Source organism: Bradyrhizobium sp. Bra64, from assembly GCF_024519875.1.
GTDB lineage: Bacteria > Pseudomonadota > Alphaproteobacteria > Rhizobiales > Xanthobacteraceae > Bradyrhizobium > Bradyrhizobium japonicum_G.
In genome coordinates this window covers 249,837-266,911 of the sequence record NZ_JALJRD010000006.1, presented here as the reverse complement: position 1 = coordinate 266,911, position 17,075 = coordinate 249,837, and the positions used below count along the sequence as shown (strand labels likewise).

Here is a 17,075-nt window from a genome sequence, read left to right as displayed (position 1 = left end):
CACGGGGTCAATCCGGGAATGGGCTGGCCGCTCGCCGTTTCGGCCGGGCTCATGGACAGGAGCCCGCGCGCGCTCTTTCGTGCGTTGTGGGCTCTGGCGGCCGGACATCTCCTGGCAACACTTCTCGTGCTGCTGCCATTCGCGTTCCTGCTCGTGCTGGCCAAGTGGCAGCATTCGATCCAGCTCGGCGCGAGCCTTCTCGTCATCGGCTTCGGCGTCTATCGGCTGGTCGAGCGGCGCCATCCGCGCACGCTGGCACGAATTCCGCCAACGCAATTGGCGCTCTGGTCATTTGCCGTTGCCATTGCTCACGGCGCCGCCTTGATGCTCGTGCCGATCTATCTCGGGCTGTGCCAGGCCTTCGAACTTGATGCCGGCCATGAGGCTGCCGGCGCGCTGATGAAGGCAAGTCTCGGGATGGCGGTGCTGGTGTCTTTGGTGCACGTGGCCGCCATGGTCAGCGCCGGCGGATGTCTGGCGTGGCTGGTCTATCGTCATCTGGGATTAAGGTTCGTCTCGCGAAGCTGGTTCAATCTGGATGTCATCTGGGCGACCAGCCTCGTTCTGGTTGGCGTTGTGGCGCTCGTCTTCAATCTCGCGAGCTGGCACTGACGCCTATCGCGTCAAAGCCCACTCGCCGATGATGCGAAACCTCGCCTTGGCATCGTCCTGCCTGAACAGTGCGATGCGATCGATCGCCAGCGTGTCGAGACCGAGCGTCGCAAACCTCGCCCGCAGCATGTCCAGAATCGGCCCGCGCCGCTCCGCGTCCAGCCGCCCCGTCAGCGTCATGTGGAAGCGGAATTCCTCCATCACGTAAGGGTAGCCCCAGCGATCGAGATTGTCGCGCTGCCGTTCGCTGAGCTTCTCGGGCTTGCGCCGCGCGCGGTCCTCACTGGTGAGAGCGACGCGGAAGGAATCGAAATCGCGAACGCAGTCTGCGGCGAGCTCTTGAAGCGCGTCGACCGGAACGGCCGGGATGACGGCGATGAAGCCGCTGATGGAATCGACGACCGGGCGGATCACGGGAATAGGCCGCGCCTTGCCTGCGAACGCGGCACAGGCCGCCATGAGATCGGCCTCGCTCTTGTCGGGCGCGAGCGCCATCGGCGCCTTCAGCGTGCCGTGAAAGCCGTATTTGCGCGGATCGGCGGTGATGTCGCGCCAGTCCGGCGCGAGATGCGATGCGTCGGCGGGAAAAGGCAGCTCGTCGCCGGTGGTGGCGTCATAACCGAGCAGCTCGGCGCCGAAGCGGGAGAGGGCGCTGTCGGCGTCTGCGGCAAAATAGATCGCGTAGCGGGGAAAACCTGTCATTGCCTCAGCATAACGAATTTAGGCCGCGACGACAGCCTCGCGCGGCGTTGCCACTGCTGCGAGCAGCCGCGTCGCATCGGTAAGATGGACGAGCTTGCCGCCTGATATCACCGCGATCAGACGCGGCCGCAGCAGCACGCTGTCGTCGACCAGCAGAATGTCCGCGCGCCGTCCTTCCGCGAGCACACCGCGATCGGCAAGGCCGATCGCGCGCGCGGGCGCGGCGGAAACCAGGTCCCAGGCTTGCGTCAGCGGCAGCACGCCGTCGGCGGCTAGACGGAACGCGGCGAGCAGCTGCGCGGGATAGTAATAGTCCGACGCCAGCACCGAGCAGAGGCCCTTGCCGATCATGTCGGATGCCTTGGTCCAGCCGGTGTGGCTGCCGCCGCGCACGACGTTCGGCGCCCCGTAGACGATGGCGTCGCCGTGGCTTGCGGCCTCCCGCGCCGTCTCCTCGTTGATCGGAAACTCCGCGATACCCACCCCCATGGCGCGAAATTCCTGCCGCATCGCCGGCGTCGCATCGTCGTGCGAGAGCATGCGCACCTCCGCTGCCCGGGCCGCGGCGGCGAGCCGGGTGATCGAAGCGGGAACGTCGGCGGCGCGCGAAACGATGTGCGCGACCAGGGTGTCGAAATCCTCGCTCGACAATCCCGTGCGCTCCACCATGCGGTTGCGCTTGCGCGGGTTGGAGATGTCGGCAACGACCCCGTCCATGTGGTCGTTGAAGGCGAACAGGTCGACGCGGCCCTCGGCGAGCCACTGGCTGATCTCGGCTTCGGCCTCGAGATTGTAGGTCTCGTGCCGCAGGTGGAAGCGGGTGTCGGCAGCGAACTGCGGGCGCTGCCGCTCGATCGCCTCCATCAAGCCACGCGCATTTCCGGCGCTGCGCAGGCCCGGCTCCCACGAACAGGTCGTGGCGTGAAACACCGTGGTGATGCCGTTGCTGATCGCCTGGCGGTCGCTGTCGGCGAGCGCCACGTCGATCGGGAAGTCGACGCCGGCGCGCGGCATCATCTGGCGCTCGAAGGCATCGCCATGCAGATCGACGATGCCCGGCAGCACCAGCAGGTTGCCCGCATCGAGCGCCAGCCGTGCACGGTCGCGCGAGGCATCGACCTGCGCAATGTCCGTTCCGGACACGAGAATCGAAGTCTCGACGAGTTCGGAGCCGATCAGGGCGCGGCCGCCTTCGAGAAAGATGTCTGTCACGCGACCGCGCTTCGCTTGCTGCTGCGGGAGGAGCTTGCCCGTGCTTCGTATGTCGAAAGAAAATCTTCAATCCCGAGCTTGCGGAAATCGGGCAGTGCTTCACGCAATTTGTCGTGATCCAAATCCCACCAGGAGAGCCTGGCAAGCCGCCCTGCGACCTCTTCCGAAAATCGACGCCGCATGATGCGGGCCGGATTGCCGGCGACGATGGCGTAGGCCGGCACGTCCTTGGTGACGATGGCGCCGGCGGCGATCACCGCGCCGGTGCCGATGTTGCGGCCCGGCAGCACGATGGCGCCGTGGCCGATCCAGACGTCATGGCCGATATGGACGTGGTGCTGCCGCCGCCAGCCGAAGAACTCGGTGTCGTCACTCTCGCCGGGGAAGTAGGCGCTGGAGCGATAGGTGAAATGCGCCTGGGTCGCGCGATGCATCGGATGATTGCCGGGGTTGATGCGCGTCATCGCCGCGATCGAGCAGAATTTTCCGATGGTGGCGTAGGTGATCTGCGCGTCGTTCACAACATAGGAGTAGTTGCCCATCGTGACTTCATTCAGGATCGTGCGCGCGCCGACTTCGGTATAGGTGCCGAGCCTGGTCTCATGGAGCTTCGCCGTGGAATCGATGGTCGGTTCGACCGAGAGCGCTTTACCGGCCATGCGGCATCCATAAGATCGAGGGCGGGCGTACCTCTTCGAGCGGCTTGATGACAACGTCATGACGATGTGATGACAGGGGAAGGTGTGCATGATCGTCGCACCGCAGCGCGCGTGTCACACAAGTGTCAAGCACCAGCGATAGCGGTTGGTCCCAGCATACTCTGGAGCCCTGCATGCTGGTGGTGGAAGGTCTGACGTGTCGCTTCGGCGTGAAAGCCGCGGTGGACGACGCTTCATTTCAAGTTTCCCCCGGCGGCTTCGTCGGTGTGATCGGGCGCTCCGGCGCTGGCAAGTCGACCATGCTGCGCATGATCAATCGCCTCGCGACGCCGACGCAGGGCCGCATCCTGTTCGACGGCCTCGACGTCACCGCGCTGCGCGGCAAGGAGTTGCGGCAGTGGCGGGCGCGCTCGGCGATGATCTTCCAGCAGTTCAACCTGGTCGGGCGGCTCGATGTTCTCACCAACGTCCTGATGGGGCGCCTCGCGACGATGCCGGCCTGGCGCTCGCTGACGCAGACCTGGCCCGAGACTGACAAGGCGCTGGCGATGTCGGCGCTCGAACAGTTCGACATCGCCTCGCTCGCCGCCCAGCGCGCCGACCAGCTTTCCGGTGGCCAGCAGCAGCGCGTCGCGATCGCCCGCGCGCTGGTGCAGCAACCCGACATCATCCTCGCCGACGAGCCGATCGCCTCGCTCGACCCGCGCAACACCAAGATCGTCATGGATGCGCTGCTGCGCATCAACAAGCACTTCGGCATCACCGTGCTCTGCAACCTGCATTCGCTCGACCTGGCGCGCAGCTATTGCGACCGCCTGATCGGCATGGCGCAGGGCCGCGTGGTGTTCGACGGCGCGCCGGCCGAGCTGACCGACCATGTCGCGCGCGAGCTTTACGATCTCGAAGCCACGGACGTCATGGGCGGCACGCCTGTACCGGCGCCCGAGGGCATTCCAGCGCTTGGAACGGCGGCCGCCGCCTGAGCGGCGCCTCATCTGCTTAGTTGCCAGTTTTGCGTCAACCGACCCCAACCGATGGAGAGGGTACCATGATCACTCGCAGACTAGTTCTTGCCGGCACTGCCGCGCTCGCCTTTGCCGGATCTGCTTCCGCCGAAGACTGGAAGACGAAATATCCGGAGATCACCTTCGCCGTGATCCCGGCCGAGAACGGCTCCGGCGTCACCGAGCGCTACGGGCCTTTCGTCAACTATCTGTCGAAGGAGCTCGGCATCAAAGTGACCCTGCGTGTCGCCAACGACTACGCGGCCGTCATCGAAGGCCAGCGTGCCGGCAACATCCATATCGGCTATTACGGCCCTGCCTCGTTCGCGCGCGCCCGCCTGACCGGCGTCAAGACCGACGCCTTCGTGATCGACGTCAACGCCGACGGCTCGAAGGGCTACTACTCGGTGTTCTACGTGCTGGCGAAGTCGCCGTACCAGAAGGTCGAAGAGCTCAAGGGCAAGAATCTCGGCCTGGTCGATCCGAACTCGACCTCAGGCAACAACATGCCGCGTTTCAAGCTGAACCAGATGGGCATCGATCCCGACGCCTATTTCTCCAAGGTCATCTTCACCGGCAGCCATGAGAACGCCGTGCTGGCCCTGGCTCAGGGCACGGTCGACGTCGCCGCCAACTGGTGGAATGCCGACGACGATTCCAACCTGACCCGCATGCTCAACAAAGGCATGGTGAAGTCGGCTGACGGCACCGTGATGAAGAAGGAAGACTTCCGCATCATCGTGAAGTCCGACCTCATCATCAACTCGCCCTACGCCTATCTCAGCGACCTCCCGGACGACATGAAGGCGGCGATCAAGAAGGCCTTCCTTGAGGCGGCGCAGAAGGATCCCGAGGCGTTCAAGAAGCTCTCCGACGGCAAGAACAAGCCGTGGGAGCCGACCGTCAATGACGATTACAACAAGACCATCGAGCTGATCAAGTTCGTCGACAATCTGCGCAAGAAGGCGTCCTGATCACGTCAGGACGATGCACTGGAGCCGGGTCGATGGACCCGGCTCTTTTTCTTGATGGACCGCCCGACACATGACGCTCGCCGTTTCGATTCTCCCCGAACAGCAGCTCGCGGTGCTGAATGTGGCCTACCGCAAGGCGGTTGCCCGCAAGCGCCTGCGGCTTATGGCAGGTGCAGGGCTGTTTGTTGCTGCGCTGATCGTGGCCTCGATCGGCGCCGAAGTTAACCTGCGCACCTTCTTCACCTATTTCGGCAATTTCATCAGCTATTTCGACCGTATTCTCACGCTCGACAACGGCCAGCGGGTCTGGACCAATTTTGGCGAGTGGTTCTGGGGGTGGCGCAATTGGCTGAAGCTGCTCGCCGAGACCCTGCTGATCAGCTATGTCGGCACGCTGATCGGAGCGGTGTTCGCGTTCGCGCTCAATTTCTTCGCGGCCGAGAATACTTCGCCGGGACCCTGGCTGCGCTTCGTGGTGCGGCGGCTGCTCGAGTTCGCCCGTACCGTGCCGGGCATCGTATTCGCGCTGATCTTCGTGATCGCCTTTGGTCTCGGCCCGATGGCTGGCGTGCTCGCGATTGCGATCCACTCCACAGGCGCGCTCGGAAAGCTGTTTTCCGAGATCGTCGAGAATGCCGACATGAAGCCGGTCGAAGGCATCCGATCGACTGGCGCGAGCTGGCTGTCCTGCATGCGCTTTGCGATCCTGCCCCAGGTCTCGGCCGGCTACGCGAGCTACGCGCTGCTGCGTTTCGAGATCAATGTGCGCGAGGCCTCGGTGATGGGTTTCGTCGGTGCCGGCGGCATCGGACAGGAGCTCATCGTCGCGATCCGCAAGTTCTACTACTCCGATGCCAGTGCCATTCTCGTGACGATCATCGTCACGGTCTTCCTGATCGACATCACGACCGGCTGGGTGCGCGGCCGACTGTTCGGCAAGGAGGCGCGGACGTGAGCAAGCGGCCCGAAGTCGATGCCGCGCAGATGCGCGCGCGCTATCCCGATGTGTTCGGGCGGCCGGCCGCGGCGCGGCTCGCGACGCCGACGATGATCGTCGCGGCGTTCGCGATTTTCGTCTATGGCCTCGTCGACCTCGATTTCTCTCCGTCGCGGCTCTTCAACGGCCTCAGCCAGCTCGGCTGGATCAGCATGATGATGATCCCGCCCGATCCCGGCTCGTCGCTGCCGCTATATCTGAAGGCGATGGGCGAGACGCTCTCGATTGCGCTGCTCGGCACCACGCTGGCTGCGCTGTTCGCGCTTCCGGTCAGCCTGTTTGCCGCGCGCAACGTGGTTCCGTCGAAAATCCTGCGCTTTCCGATCCGCCGTTTCCTCGATTCGATCCGCGGCGTCGACACGCTGATCTGGGCGCTGGTGTGGATCAACGTCGTCGGGCTCGGCCCGTTCGCCGGCGTGCTCGCCATCGCCGTGTCGGATTTCGGCGCCTTCGGCAAGCTGTTCTCCGAGGCGATCGAGGGCGCCGACCAGAAGCAGGTCGAAGGCATCCGCGCCTCCGGCGGCAGCGCGCTGCACGAGATCCGCTTCGGGCTGCTGCCGCAGGTCCTGCCCGTGATCGCCGGCCAGGTGCTCTATTTCATCGAATCCAACACGCGCTCGGCCACCATCATCGGCATCGTCGGCGCCGGCGGCATCGGCCTCCAACTCGCCGAACAGATTCGCGTGCTGGAGTGGCAGAAGGTGTCGTTCCTGATCCTGATGATCCTTGTCGCAGTCGCCGCGATCGATTTCATCTCGAGCAAGCTGCGTTTTGCCATCATCGGGCGGCGGGCGGTGGCCTGATCATCAATGCGCCTTTGCCCGCCCTACGATTCCGGTTTCGCGGAGAGAGGGGAAGAGCCTACGACTCCACCAGAAACTCCACCCGCTCCGCCGCAAACCGCGAATGCTTCGTAACCAGCGGCTTGTCGTCGAGATCGTGGTCGGTCGCGTCGACCACCAGGATCGGCCGTCCGAGCGGCAGATCAAGCCGTGCGGCGTCCGTCGCGTCGACGATGCCGGCGGTGATGCGGGTCGCGCCGCGGCGGTAGTCGCGGACGCCGTAATGCTCGAGCAGCTTGGTCATGGAGCGCGTCGCCGCGAATACGACTCCCGCATTCGGGAACAGCTCGGCCGACAGCCAGGTCGTGGAGACACAGATCGGCGTCCGGTCGGCGAGGCGGATCGCCTCGATCCGCACCAGCGGCGCACCGACTTTCAAGCCAAGCTCACGCGCGACCTCGCGGGTTGCGACATCATCGGACGCTTCGATCAGGCGGCCGTGCGGTTCGCGGCCCTCGGCGCCGACGATCTCGGAGAAGCGGGTCCGCGAGCGCAGCGGATAGGCGAGCTTCTGCGCCTCGACATAGGTTCCGCTGCCGCGCTCGGCGCGCACGATGCCGCGTTCGGCAAGCGCCGCCAGCGCCCGCCGCACGGTGTGGCGGTTCACGCGATAGGTTTCGGCAATCTCCATCTCGCCCGGCAGCTTGTCGCCGGTCGCAAAGCGGCCGTCGGCGATGCCGCGCTCGATGCCGTCGGCAACGAGGCGCCACAGCGCGACGCCCGAAGAGGCTGTGTCCTGCATGCTCATATTGCCGGCAAGCTACTCCAGAAATCACATCTTTGTCACGAAACAGTCATGGCGCTCTCGTATCAAGTTGTCTAGTATCATAGACAACTTGGATTCGGCAAGTTCGGCAGAAACATTCGGTGGATTTGGTGACTCAGCACAACAATCAGCAAGCCCAGCGCAAGGCCGCGATGGCCGTGCTGGCGCACGCGGAGGCGGGCGAGATCGCCGCCCGCCTCCGCGCTCTCGCCCTGCCGGCCCATCAGGATCTGCGCGCACCGGAAAACGGCCTCGTCATGCTGCGCGGCCGGGTCGGCGGCGACGGCGCGCCGTTCAATCTCGGCGAAGCCACGGTCTCGCGCGCCGCGGTGCGGCTCGCGAGCGGCGAGGTCGGCTTCGGTTACACGCTCGGGCGCGACGGCGATAAGGCGCGGCTGATCGCGCTGTGCGATGCGCTGGTGCAGTCCAGCGATTTCGGCGCAGCGGTGGAGCGCGAAATTATCGCGCCGTTGCGTGAGCAGCTTATGGTCAGGCGCAAACAGGCGGCGGCCGAGACCGCTGCGACGAAGGTTGATTTCTACACCATGGTGCGCGGTGAGGGGTGAGATCATGACCACGATTGCGGAACTGCCCCCGGGTTTCGCCGACAAGGTGCTGTCGGCGCAATCGACCTTTCGTTCGGTCATGGACGCGATGGCGCGGCCGGGCTCGGTCCAGCGCATCGTGCCGACGGCCGGAACGGCTCATACGATGATGCGTGGTACGGCCGCGATCGCACTGACGCTGTTCGACCATGACACGCCGCTCTGGCTCGACGCGCGGATGACGGAAGCTTCCGACGTCGTGAAATGGTTGAAGTTTCATACCGGCGCGCCGGTGGTGCAGGACTCCTCGATCGCCGCATTCGCGCTGATCAGTGACGGCGGGGCGCTGCCGGCGCTGGAGTGCTTCGCGCTCGGCACGAACGAATATCCCGACCGCTCGACCACGCTGATCCTCCAGGTCGATAGCCTCGACGCGGGCCGCGGTTTCGAGCTGCGCGGCCCGGGCATCGATGGTGTCGCCACGCTTCAGGCGTCGATCAAGCCTTTCGACCTGTTCGAGCGCTTGCGTGTGAACGAGGCACTGTTTCCGCGCGGCATCGATCTGGTGCTGGTCGCCGATGATGCCGTGGTCGCGATCCCGCGCACCACGCGCGTCGTGAACAAGGGAAGCTAGTCGCATGTATGTCGCAGTCAAAGGCGGCGAACGCGCCATCGAGAATGCCCATCGCCTGCTCGCCAACGCGCGTCGAGGCGACCAGGGCGTTCCGGAACTCACGCTCGACCAGATCTCGGAACAGCTCGGCCTCGCCGTGGATCGCGTCATGAGCGAAGGCTCGCTCTATGATCGCGAGCTCGCGGCGCTGGCGATCAAGCAGGCGCGCGGCGACCTGATCGAGGCGATCTTCCTGGTCCGTGCCTTCCGCGCCACGCTGCCGCGTTTCGGCGCGAGCGAGCCGGTCGATAGCGGCGCGATGCGGGTGCAGCGGCGGGTGTCCTCGACCTTCAAGGACATTCCCGGCGGCCAGATCCTCGGGCCGACCTTCGACTACACCCATCGCCTGCTCGATCCGTCTCTTGCCGAGGGCTTTGTGCCGGAAACACCGGCAACGGCCGAAGCATCCGCGGCGCCGACGCCGCGCGTGACCGACATTCTGGGCCGCGACGGGCTGATCGAATCCTCGCCGCAAGCCGAGGACGGTGCGGGCGTCGGCGATCTCACCCGCGAGCCGCTGAACTTTCCGGCGGATCGCGACCTGCGTTTGCAAAATCTCGCGCGCGGCGACGAAGGCTTTCTGCTGGCGATGGGCTATTCCACCCAGCGCGGCTATGGCCGCAACCATCCTTTCGCCGGCGAGATCCGCTTTGGCGAGGTCGAGGTCGAATTCGCAGCCGAGGACGTCGGCTTCGCCGTGCCGCTCGGCTCCATCGAGCTCACCGAGTGCCAGATGGTCAACCAGTTCAAGGGCTCCGCGACGGAAGCCCCGTGCTTCACCCGCGGCTATGGCCTCGCCTTCGGCCAGAGCGAGCGCAAGACGATGTCGATGGCGCTGGTCGACCGCGCGCTGCGTGCCCGCGAACTGGGCGAGGAGGCATTGGCCCCGGCGCAAGATGAAGAATTCGTGATGTCGCATTCGGACAACGTCCAGGCGACCGGCTTCGTCGAGCATCTGAAGCTGCCGCACTACGTCGACTTCCAGTCCGAGCTCGGCCTGCTCCGCAAGCTGCGCCAAGAATTTTCTGAAGCGTTTGCGAAGGCCAATGCGCCCGATGCCATGAAGGAGGCCGCGGAATGAACGCGCCCGCCTACAATTTCGCCTATCTCGACGAACAGACCAAGCGGATGATCCGTCGCGCGATCCTCAAGGCGATCGCGATCCCGGGCTATCAGGTGCCGTTCGCCAGCCGCGAAATGCCGATGCCCTATGGCTGGGGCACCGGCGGCGTGCAGGTCACCGCGGCGATCCTCGGGCCCCAGGACGTGCTGAAGGTGATCGACCAGGGCTCCGACGACACCACCAACGCGATCTCGATCCGAAAATTCTTCGCCAAGACGGCCGGCGTCGCGACGACGACGGCAACGATTGATGCGACCGTGATCCAGACTCGTCACCGCATCCCGGAGACGGCGCTGCACGAGAATCAGGTGCTGGTCTACCAGGTGCCGATCCCCGAGCCCTTGCGCTTCCTCGAGCCGCGCGAGACCGAGACGCGGCGCATGCACGCGCTGGCCGAATACGGCCTGATGCACGTCAAGCTCTACGAGGACATCGCCCGCTTCGGCCACATCGCGACGGCCTACGCCTATCCGGTGAAGGTGAACGCGCGCTACGTGATGGATCCGTCGCCGACGCCGAAATTCGACAATCCCAAGATGGACAATTGCCCGGCGCTGCAATTGTTCGGCGCCGGCCGCGAGAAGCGCATCTACGCCATTCCGCCCTATACGCAGGTCGTGTCGCTCGATTTCGAGGATCACCCGTTCGAGCCGTATCGCTTCAACGCGCCCTGCGCGCTGTGCGGCACCGAGAATTCCTATCTCGATGAGATCGTGACCGACGACCAGGGCAGCCGCATGTTCGTCTGCTCGGACACTGATTATTGCGAGGGCCGCCAGGCCGTCGGCCATCACGGCAGCCTCAGCGCCGCGCCGTACAAGGACAAGGCTGGCCCACATGGCTGATCTCGACGTGCTCGAAAACGACCAGCCGCTGCTGGTCGCCGAATCCCTCAGCAAGTCCTATGGCCGCATCGCCGCGTGCCGCGACGTCTCGTTCGCGCTCTATCCCGGCGAGGTGCTGGCGATCGTCGGCGAGTCCGGCTCGGGCAAGTCGACCTTGCTGCAGATGTTGTCAGGACAGCTCACGCCGAGCGCCGGCCAGGTCTCGTACCGGATGCGCGACGGCGTCACCCGCGATCTCACGAGCCTCGGCGAAGCCGAGCGGCGCTTTCTGTTCCGCACCGACTGGGGCTTTGTCCACCAGGATCCGGCGCAGGGCCTGCGCATGGCGGTTTCGGCCGGCGCCAATGTCGGCGAGCGGCTGATGGCGGTCGGCTGGAATCACTACGGCCGCATCCGTGATACCGCCTCCGACTGGCTGAGCCGCGTCGAGATCGACATCACCCGCATCGACGATGCGCCGCGCACCTATTCCGGTGGCATGCGCCAGCGTCTCCAGATCGCGCGCAACCTCGTCACCGAGCCCCGGCTGGTGTTCATGGACGAGCCGACCGGCGGCCTCGACGTCTCGGTGCAGGCCCGCCTGCTCGACCTCGTGCGCAGCCTCGTTGCCGAGTTGCACCTCGCCGTCATCATCGTCACCCACGATCTTGCGGTCGCGCGCCTGCTGTCGCACCGCGTGATGGTGATGAAGGGCGGCCGCGTCATCGAGACCGGTCTCACCGACCAGGTGCTCGACGATCCCCGCGAGCCCTATACCCAACTCCTCGTCTCCTCGATTCTGCCGCCATGAGCCTTCCAGTATGAGCCTCCCAATATGAGCCCTGCAATGACCGCCATGATCGACGTCGCCGACGCCAACAAGACGTTCACGATGCACCTGCAGGGCGGCATCGAATTGCCCGTCGTCAGCGGCGTGACGTTTCGCGTCGACCCTGGCGAGTGCGTCGTGCTGTCGGGCCCGTCCGGCGCCGGCAAATCGTCGATCCTGAAGATGATCTTCGGCAACTATCGCTGCGACTCCGGGCGGATCGGCATCCGCCATCGCGGCGCGCTGATCGATCTTGCCACCGCCGAGCCGCGACAGATCCTCAACGTCCGCCGCGCCACCATCGGCTATGTCAGCCAGTTCCTGCGCGCGGTGCCGCGGGTCGCGACCATCGACGTCGTCGCCGAGCCGCTGATCGCAGGCGGCCTTGCACGTGCGGAGGCGCAAGTCCGCGCCGGCGAATTGCTGCATCGTCTCAACATCCCCGAGCGGCTCTGGCAGCTCCCGCCCGCGACCTTCTCCGGCGGCGAGCAGCAGCGCGTCAACATCGCGCGCGGCTTCATCTCGGAGCTGCCGATCCTTCTACTGGACGAGCCCACCGCTTCGCTGGATGCCGCCAACCGTGCCGTCGTCGTCGAACTGATCGCCGGAAAGAAGCGCCAGGGCGTCGCCATGGTCGCCATTGTCCACGACGACGAAATCCGTCATCTGATTGCCGACCGCATCGTCGACGTCACCAGCTTCGCCGCTGCGGCCTGAAGGGAATGGACATGAACGCCAAGCCGAAGGACACATTGATCGCCAACGCCAGGATCGTGCTGGCCGACCGGGTGATCGAGCAGGGCTGGCTCGCTCTGGCCGACGGACGCATCGCCGAGATCGGCGAGGGCAGGGCGCCTTCGGGCGCTGATGATGCCGGCGGCGACCTGATCATGCCCGGCCTGATCGAGCTCCACACCGACCATCTCGAAGCGCACTACGTGCCGCGGCCAAAAGTGTTCTGGAATCCGGTCGCCGCCGTCGTCTCCTATGACGGCCAGCTCGCCACCTCGGGCATTACCACCGTGTTCGACTCGCTGCGGGTCTGGCGCGAGGACGGCGCCGAGGAAGTCGACGGCCGGGCCGGCACGCTCGCCGCCGCGATCACGACCGCGCGCGACGCTGATTTGTTGCGCGCCGATCACTTCTTGCACCTGCGCTGCGAAATCCCGATGCCGAGCGTGGTCGAGGAGGCCAGGGAGCTGATCGACCGCCCCGACGTCCGCTTGATGTCGCTGATGGACCACACCCCCGGCCAGCGCCAGTTCCGCGACGAAGGCAAGCTGCGCGACTATTACCGCGGCAAGAACGGCGGCAAGACCGATGCCCAGCTCGACGAGCTGTTCGCGCGGCGCTTCGAGTACCAGAAGGCCTATGCCGCCACCAACATGCGCCAGATCGTGGCGCTGGCGCATGAGTACAGGATTCCCCTCGCCAGCCACGACGACACCACGGAGGAGAACGTCGCGGACGCCGTACGCGATCGCGTCTCCGTGGCGGAATTCCCGACCACGCTGGAGGCTGCGCGCGGCCTGCACCAGGCCGGCATCGACATCCTGATGGGCGCGCCGAACGTGGTGCGCGGCGGCTCGCACTCCGGCAACATCGCCGCGGTCGATCTCGCCCGCGAAGGCCTGCTCGACATCCTGTCGTCGGACTACATTCCCTCGAGCCTGCTCATGGCCGCGCTGCAATTGCCCGAGCATGTGCCCGCCATCGGCCTTCCGGCGGCGATCCGCACCGTGACGAAGGCACCCGCGGAGGCGGTCGGCCTGTCCGACCGCGGTGAAATCGCCGTCGGCAAGCGCGCCGATCTGATCCGCGTGCATGTCGCAGGTCACGTCCCCGCGGTCCGCAGCGTCTGGCGCGAAGGGAGCCGTGTCGCATGAGCGAGACCGTGACCGCGGCGGACGAGAGGATCGGCGCGATCGGGCCCGGGCGGCTCGTGCTCGTGGTCGGTCCCAGCGGCGCGGGCAAGGATACGCTGATGCGCCTTGCGCAGGCGGCCTGCGTCGACGATCACGATATCGTCTTTCCGCGCCGCGTCGTGACGCGCGAGCCATCCGCCGACGAGGACAATATTGCGCTGAGCCAGGAGGAATTCGGCCGCGCGCGTGAGCATGGCGATTTCGCCGTCAATTGGCAGGCGCACGGGCATTCCTATGCCCTGCCGCTCGAAATCAACGACGATATCCGGGCGGGCCGCGCCGTCGTCGCCAATGTTTCACGCACGGTGATCGGCGCGTTGCGCCAAGCTTACGCCCATGTCGTGGTGGTCGCGATCACGGCGCCGCCGGACGTGCTGGCGCAGCGGCTTGCCGCCCGGGCGCGGCACAGCGACGGCAACATCGCGGACCGTCTCGGCCGCAGCGTTGACGACGCATCGGCCGGTGCCGATGTCACCATCCTCAATGCGGGTAGTGCGGAGCATCACGGCCGCCAGCTCGTGCGCGTGATCAGGAACGAAGGCTGGCACGAATAGCCAACAAGGAGAACGGAATGTCGGTGATTGAAACGGTCGAGCAGCTAGAGGCCATCTACGGCGCCACCAACGACGCCTCGACCGTGAAAGTCGCCGACCACGTCACGCCGCTCTACCGGGTCTTCATCGAGAAGGCGCCGTTTGCCGCGCTCGCCACCATCGGGCCCGAAGGCATCGATTGCTCGCCGCGCGGAGATGTGCCCGGCTTCGTCCGCATTCATGACCCCAAGACGCTGATGCTGCCGGATCGGCGCGGCAACAATCGTGTCGACTCCCTGCGCAACATCGTGCGCGATCCCAGGGTGTCGCTGATGTTCCTGATCCCCGGCTCGGGCAATGCGGTCCGTGCCAACGGCCGGGCTCATCTGTCGGTCGATCCGGAGCTGCTGGCGTCGTTCAAGGTCGAGGGCAAGGCGCCGCGCAGCGTGATGGTGATGAATGTGGACGAGATCTACTTCCAGTGCGCCCGCGCCATCGTCCGCTCCGACCTCTGGAATCCCGACAAGCGCGTCGATCCCAAGACGCTGCCGACGCCGGGGCAGATTCTCGCCGAGATGAGCGAGAACCGGGTCGGCGGCGCCGAATACGACCGCATCTGGCCCGAGCGTGCGGCCGCGACGATGTGGTGATCTCTTCTTCCCCTCTCCCACAAGAGGAGAAGGGAGGGCCACGGTCACCCTCCTAGTTGAACGCCATCCCGCCGCTCAGCGCGATGGTCTGTCCGGTCATGTAGGCATTGTCGACCAGCAGCATCACGGCCTTCGCCACTTCATCCGCTGTGCCGAAACGGCCGAGCGGGATGCGGCTGACGAGTTGCGGCTGCCCGCTCATCATGTCGGTCTCGATCAGCGACGGCGCCACCGCGTTGACGGTGATGCCTTCCTTGACCAGCCGCGCCGCGTAGCCGCGCGTCAGCCCCTCCATGCCCGCCTTGGACGCGTTGTAATGCGGCCCGATCGAGCCGGCGCCGCGCGCAGCGCCGGAGGAGATGTTGACGATGCGGCCCCACTTTTTCGCGCGCATCCCGGGCAGCACCGCCTGCGTGCACAGAAAGACGGATTTCAAATTGACCAGGATCGTCCGGTCGAAATCCTCTTCGGTGAGATCGTCGATGCCGCGGGTGATCGCGATGCCGGCATTGTTGACAAGGATGTCGATGGGCCCAAGTTCGGCCGCGATGCGCTCGACCATCGCGGCCACGGCGTCGCGCTGCGAGACATCGGCTGTAATTGCAACGGCGCGACCACCGCTTTTGCTGATCTCGTCCGCAAGCTGCTCGGCCTGTCCGATCTGCTCGCGGCAATTGATCGCCACGGCAGCGCCTGATGCGGCGAGTGCACGACAGATGGCTGCACCAATCCCGCGCGAGCCGCCGGTGACGAGCGCCGTGCGCCCCTTCAGATCATCCCTCATCTCCGGACCTCCCGAATTGCCTGCTTTGTGGCTGCTGGAAGCGTACCATGCCGGCCGCATGCCCGTGTTGAACTCATCGCGAGATGAATCCGTCTGTCGGTGCTTGCAGCAGGAGAAGCGCCCCGGCGCGCAGGTGCCAAATATGGAGTGCCATTTCATTGACCAATCGCGACAATCGCTCGACATTTGCAGCATCGAAACTGCTCATCGAGCTTGATAACGCGATATTGGAACCGATCACCAGCGTAACCTTGACGACATGCATGCGGGCATGACGCGGCGCTGTTTCTCGGCGGCAACGGGCGCCTGTTGTTGTTGCTGATCGCCTTCCAGTAGCAACTCACTCCACTAAAAATCCGACAGGAACGCCCTCATCGGGCGAACGAGCAGTGATGTCCCAAACCCAATACAAATCCCCGTCGAACGCCTACATCATCGAAATCCACGACCGCGCCGCCGGCATCATCACCCGCGATGAGCGCGGCTACCGCTTCTTCTCCTCGGAGCGACTGTTCGACAGCCTCGAAGGACGGAAATTCCGCTCGGTGCGCGAGGCTGAGCGCGCCGTCCGGGCGGTGCTTTCAGAGCGCCGCCATCGCGCGAATTCCCAACTCTTCGCCATCTGATCGCGAAGGCTCAGCCCCTCAGCGCCGCCAGCAATTCATCCGGGCGTTCGGCCATGATCATGTGGCCGGCGCCCGGCACCACGACGGTCTTCGCATGCGGCATCGCCGCTGCGAGCGCCTTGCCCGCCTTCGCGGGCGTCATCATGTCCCGTTCGCCGAGGATGAGGGTCGCAGGCACCTTCACGCCAGCAGCCGCGGTGAGAGCGTTCGCGTAAGCATTGCAGGCCGACAAATCCCTGAACAGCACGCCCGGCTCGCAGTGCTTCAACACGGCCTGCGCGCCGCCATGCATCCACAGGCCCGGTGCTAGGCTGCCGCCGAGTTCGGCGTTGAAGCCGAGCCCCCAGATCGACACCATGTCGTTCGCATCCTGCGAGTTGGCATCGGCGGCCTTCAGCAGATCCGGCCCAACCGTCATGGTCGCGGCGGTGCCGATCAGGCTCAATGCAGAGACCTTGTCGGGATGCCTCGCCGCCGTCTCGAGCGAGATCAGCGATCCCATGGAGTGGCCGATCAGATGCGCCTTCGCAGCTCCGGCGGCATCGATCAGCGCGGCGGTCCAGTCGGCCATGTCGGCGATGCTTGCGAGTGACGGTCCGGGCGAGCGGCCATGGCCGGGCATATCGGGCGCCAGCACGCCAAAGCCGTGATGGGCGAACCAGCGCGTATGCAGGGCCCAGGTCGAATGATCGAAGCCGGCGCCATGAATGAAGACGACCGTGGGCAGGGATTTGTCGAAGTCGCGGCCGCCGGTTGCGACAAACACCTCGGCGCCGTTGACGGAGAGCTTCATGG

The 17,075-nt window shown here is 65.4% G+C and carries 22 protein-coding genes; 15 read left to right on the top strand and 7 right to left on the bottom strand.

From position 1 onward, the window contains the following. The first annotated feature begins 18 nt into the window (after positions 1-18). Positions 19-612 carry a hypothetical protein gene (locus NR187_RS20165; protein ID WP_249128846.1) on the top strand — a complete coding sequence of 198 codons (594 nt, stop codon included), beginning with the start codon at positions 19-21 and terminating at the stop codon, positions 610-612. 3 nt (positions 613-615) lie between these two features. Here NR187_RS20165 and NR187_RS20160 read toward each other — a convergent pair whose 3' ends face one another. The 3 genes from NR187_RS20160 to NR187_RS20150 are packed head-to-tail and all read right to left on the bottom strand — an operon-like array spanning position 616 to position 3,185. Then, the gene (locus NR187_RS20160; protein WP_256807347.1) at positions 616-1,314 is read right to left on the bottom strand and encodes a DUF1045 domain-containing protein; all 699 of its coding nucleotides are present in this window, start codon (positions 1,312-1,314) and stop codon (positions 616-618) included. A gap of 18 nt (positions 1,315-1,332) precedes the next feature. After that, on the bottom strand, positions 1,333-2,526 hold the full coding sequence (locus NR187_RS20155) for an alpha-D-ribose 1-methylphosphonate 5-triphosphate diphosphatase (RefSeq protein WP_256807346.1): 1,194 nt from the start codon (positions 2,524-2,526) through the stop codon (positions 1,333-1,335). After that, positions 2,523-3,185 carry a chloramphenicol acetyltransferase gene (locus tag NR187_RS20150; RefSeq protein WP_256807345.1) on the bottom strand — a complete coding sequence of 221 codons (663 nt, stop codon included), beginning with the start codon at positions 3,183-3,185 and terminating at the stop codon, positions 2,523-2,525. Before NR187_RS20150 ends, NR187_RS20155 begins: the two co-directional genes overlap by 4 nt. A gap of 173 nt (positions 3,186-3,358) precedes the next feature. Between NR187_RS20150 and phnC the strand changes: the two genes are divergently transcribed. The 4 genes from phnC to phnE (NR187_RS20130) all read left to right on the top strand — a co-directional run bounded on the left by phnC (position 3,359) and on the right by phnE (NR187_RS20130) (position 6,963). Beyond that, positions 3,359-4,168 carry a phosphonate ABC transporter ATP-binding protein gene (gene phnC, locus NR187_RS20145; RefSeq protein ID WP_211381091.1) on the top strand — a complete coding sequence of 270 codons (810 nt, stop codon included), beginning with the start codon at positions 3,359-3,361 and terminating at the stop codon, positions 4,166-4,168. A gap of 65 nt (positions 4,169-4,233) precedes the next feature. Then, the gene (phnD, locus tag NR187_RS20140; RefSeq protein ID WP_211381092.1) at positions 4,234-5,163 is read left to right on the top strand and encodes a phosphonate ABC transporter substrate-binding protein; all 930 of its coding nucleotides are present in this window, start codon (positions 4,234-4,236) and stop codon (positions 5,161-5,163) included. 70 nt (positions 5,164-5,233) lie between these two features. Continuing rightward, entirely contained in the window at positions 5,234-6,118 is an 885-nt protein-coding gene (gene phnE, locus NR187_RS20135; RefSeq protein ID WP_256807344.1) for a phosphonate ABC transporter, permease protein PhnE, read from the top strand. A gap of 29 nt (positions 6,119-6,147) precedes the next feature. Beyond that, complete coding sequence (gene phnE, locus NR187_RS20130) at positions 6,148-6,963, top strand: phosphonate ABC transporter, permease protein PhnE (RefSeq protein WP_306235671.1); 816 nt, start codon at positions 6,148-6,150, stop codon at positions 6,961-6,963. A 58-nt stretch (positions 6,964-7,021) separates the two neighbouring features. Here the strand turns inward: phnE (NR187_RS20130) and phnF are convergent, their stop codons facing one another. Further along, positions 7,022-7,750 (bottom strand): phosphonate metabolism transcriptional regulator PhnF, encoded by a 729-nt coding sequence (gene phnF, locus NR187_RS20125; RefSeq protein ID WP_211381095.1) that lies wholly within the window; start codon positions 7,748-7,750, stop codon positions 7,022-7,024. A gap of 119 nt (positions 7,751-7,869) precedes the next feature. On the opposite strand from phnF, the gene phnG reads away from it, so the two are divergent. From phnG to NR187_RS20080, 9 genes are read left to right on the top strand one after another with little or no spacing between them, the layout of a single operon-like run. Continuing rightward, on the top strand, positions 7,870-8,334 hold the full coding sequence (gene phnG / locus NR187_RS20120) for a phosphonate C-P lyase system protein PhnG (protein WP_211381096.1): 465 nt from the start codon (positions 7,870-7,872) through the stop codon (positions 8,332-8,334). A 4-nt stretch (positions 8,335-8,338) separates the two neighbouring features. Next, positions 8,339-8,947 (top strand): phosphonate C-P lyase system protein PhnH, encoded by a 609-nt coding sequence (gene phnH, locus NR187_RS20115; RefSeq protein WP_256807342.1) that lies wholly within the window; start codon positions 8,339-8,341, stop codon positions 8,945-8,947. 4 nt (positions 8,948-8,951) lie between these two features. Beyond that, positions 8,952-10,067, top strand: a complete 1,116-nt coding sequence (locus tag NR187_RS20110; RefSeq protein WP_256807341.1) for a carbon-phosphorus lyase complex subunit PhnI — start codon at positions 8,952-8,954, stop codon at positions 10,065-10,067. Then, complete coding sequence (locus tag NR187_RS20105; RefSeq protein WP_211381099.1) at positions 10,064-10,954, top strand: alpha-D-ribose 1-methylphosphonate 5-phosphate C-P-lyase PhnJ; 891 nt, start codon at positions 10,064-10,066, stop codon at positions 10,952-10,954. Before NR187_RS20110 ends, NR187_RS20105 begins: the two co-directional genes overlap by 4 nt. Further along, positions 10,947-11,744, top strand: coding sequence for a phosphonate C-P lyase system protein PhnK (gene phnK, locus NR187_RS20100; RefSeq protein ID WP_211381100.1), 798 nt, complete (start codon positions 10,947-10,949; stop codon positions 11,742-11,744). Before NR187_RS20105 ends, phnK begins: the two co-directional genes overlap by 8 nt. 36 nt (positions 11,745-11,780) lie before the next feature. Next, on the top strand, positions 11,781-12,479 hold the full coding sequence (gene phnL / locus NR187_RS20095; protein ID WP_256807340.1) for a phosphonate C-P lyase system protein PhnL: 699 nt from the start codon (positions 11,781-11,783) through the stop codon (positions 12,477-12,479). 11 nt (positions 12,480-12,490) lie between these two features. After that, positions 12,491-13,648 (top strand): alpha-D-ribose 1-methylphosphonate 5-triphosphate diphosphatase, encoded by a 1,158-nt coding sequence (locus tag NR187_RS20090; RefSeq protein ID WP_211381102.1) that lies wholly within the window; start codon positions 12,491-12,493, stop codon positions 13,646-13,648. After that, a complete protein-coding gene (gene phnN / locus NR187_RS20085) occupies positions 13,645-14,241 on the top strand; it encodes a phosphonate metabolism protein/1,5-bisphosphokinase (PRPP-forming) PhnN (RefSeq protein ID WP_256807339.1) in 597 nt (198 codons plus the stop codon). The genes NR187_RS20090 and phnN overlap by 4 nt, the downstream gene beginning before the upstream one ends. Positions 14,242-14,258: 17 nt before the next feature. Next, on the top strand, positions 14,259-14,870 hold the full coding sequence (locus NR187_RS20080; RefSeq protein ID WP_256807338.1) for a pyridoxamine 5'-phosphate oxidase family protein: 612 nt from the start codon (positions 14,259-14,261) through the stop codon (positions 14,868-14,870). Between the two features lie 52 nt (positions 14,871-14,922). On the opposite strand, the gene NR187_RS20075 is transcribed toward NR187_RS20080, so the two are convergent. Continuing rightward, entirely contained in the window at positions 14,923-15,654 is a 732-nt protein-coding gene (locus NR187_RS20075; RefSeq protein ID WP_256807337.1) for an SDR family NAD(P)-dependent oxidoreductase, read from the bottom strand. A 73-nt stretch (positions 15,655-15,727) separates the two neighbouring features. Beyond that, positions 15,728-15,919 (bottom strand): hypothetical protein, encoded by a 192-nt coding sequence (locus tag NR187_RS20070; protein ID WP_256807336.1) that lies wholly within the window; start codon positions 15,917-15,919, stop codon positions 15,728-15,730. Positions 15,920-16,046: 127 nt separating this feature from the next. Here NR187_RS20070 and NR187_RS20065 point away from each other — a divergent pair, with 127 nt between their 5' ends. Beyond that, the gene (locus NR187_RS20065) at positions 16,047-16,280 is read left to right on the top strand and encodes a hypothetical protein (RefSeq protein ID WP_256807335.1); all 234 of its coding nucleotides are present in this window, start codon (positions 16,047-16,049) and stop codon (positions 16,278-16,280) included. Positions 16,281-16,290: 10 nt separating this feature from the next. Here NR187_RS20065 and NR187_RS20060 read toward each other — a convergent pair whose 3' ends face one another. Next, complete coding sequence (locus NR187_RS20060; protein WP_256807334.1) at positions 16,291-17,073, bottom strand: alpha/beta fold hydrolase; 783 nt, start codon at positions 17,071-17,073, stop codon at positions 16,291-16,293. Positions 17,074-17,075: the final 2 nt, after the last annotated feature.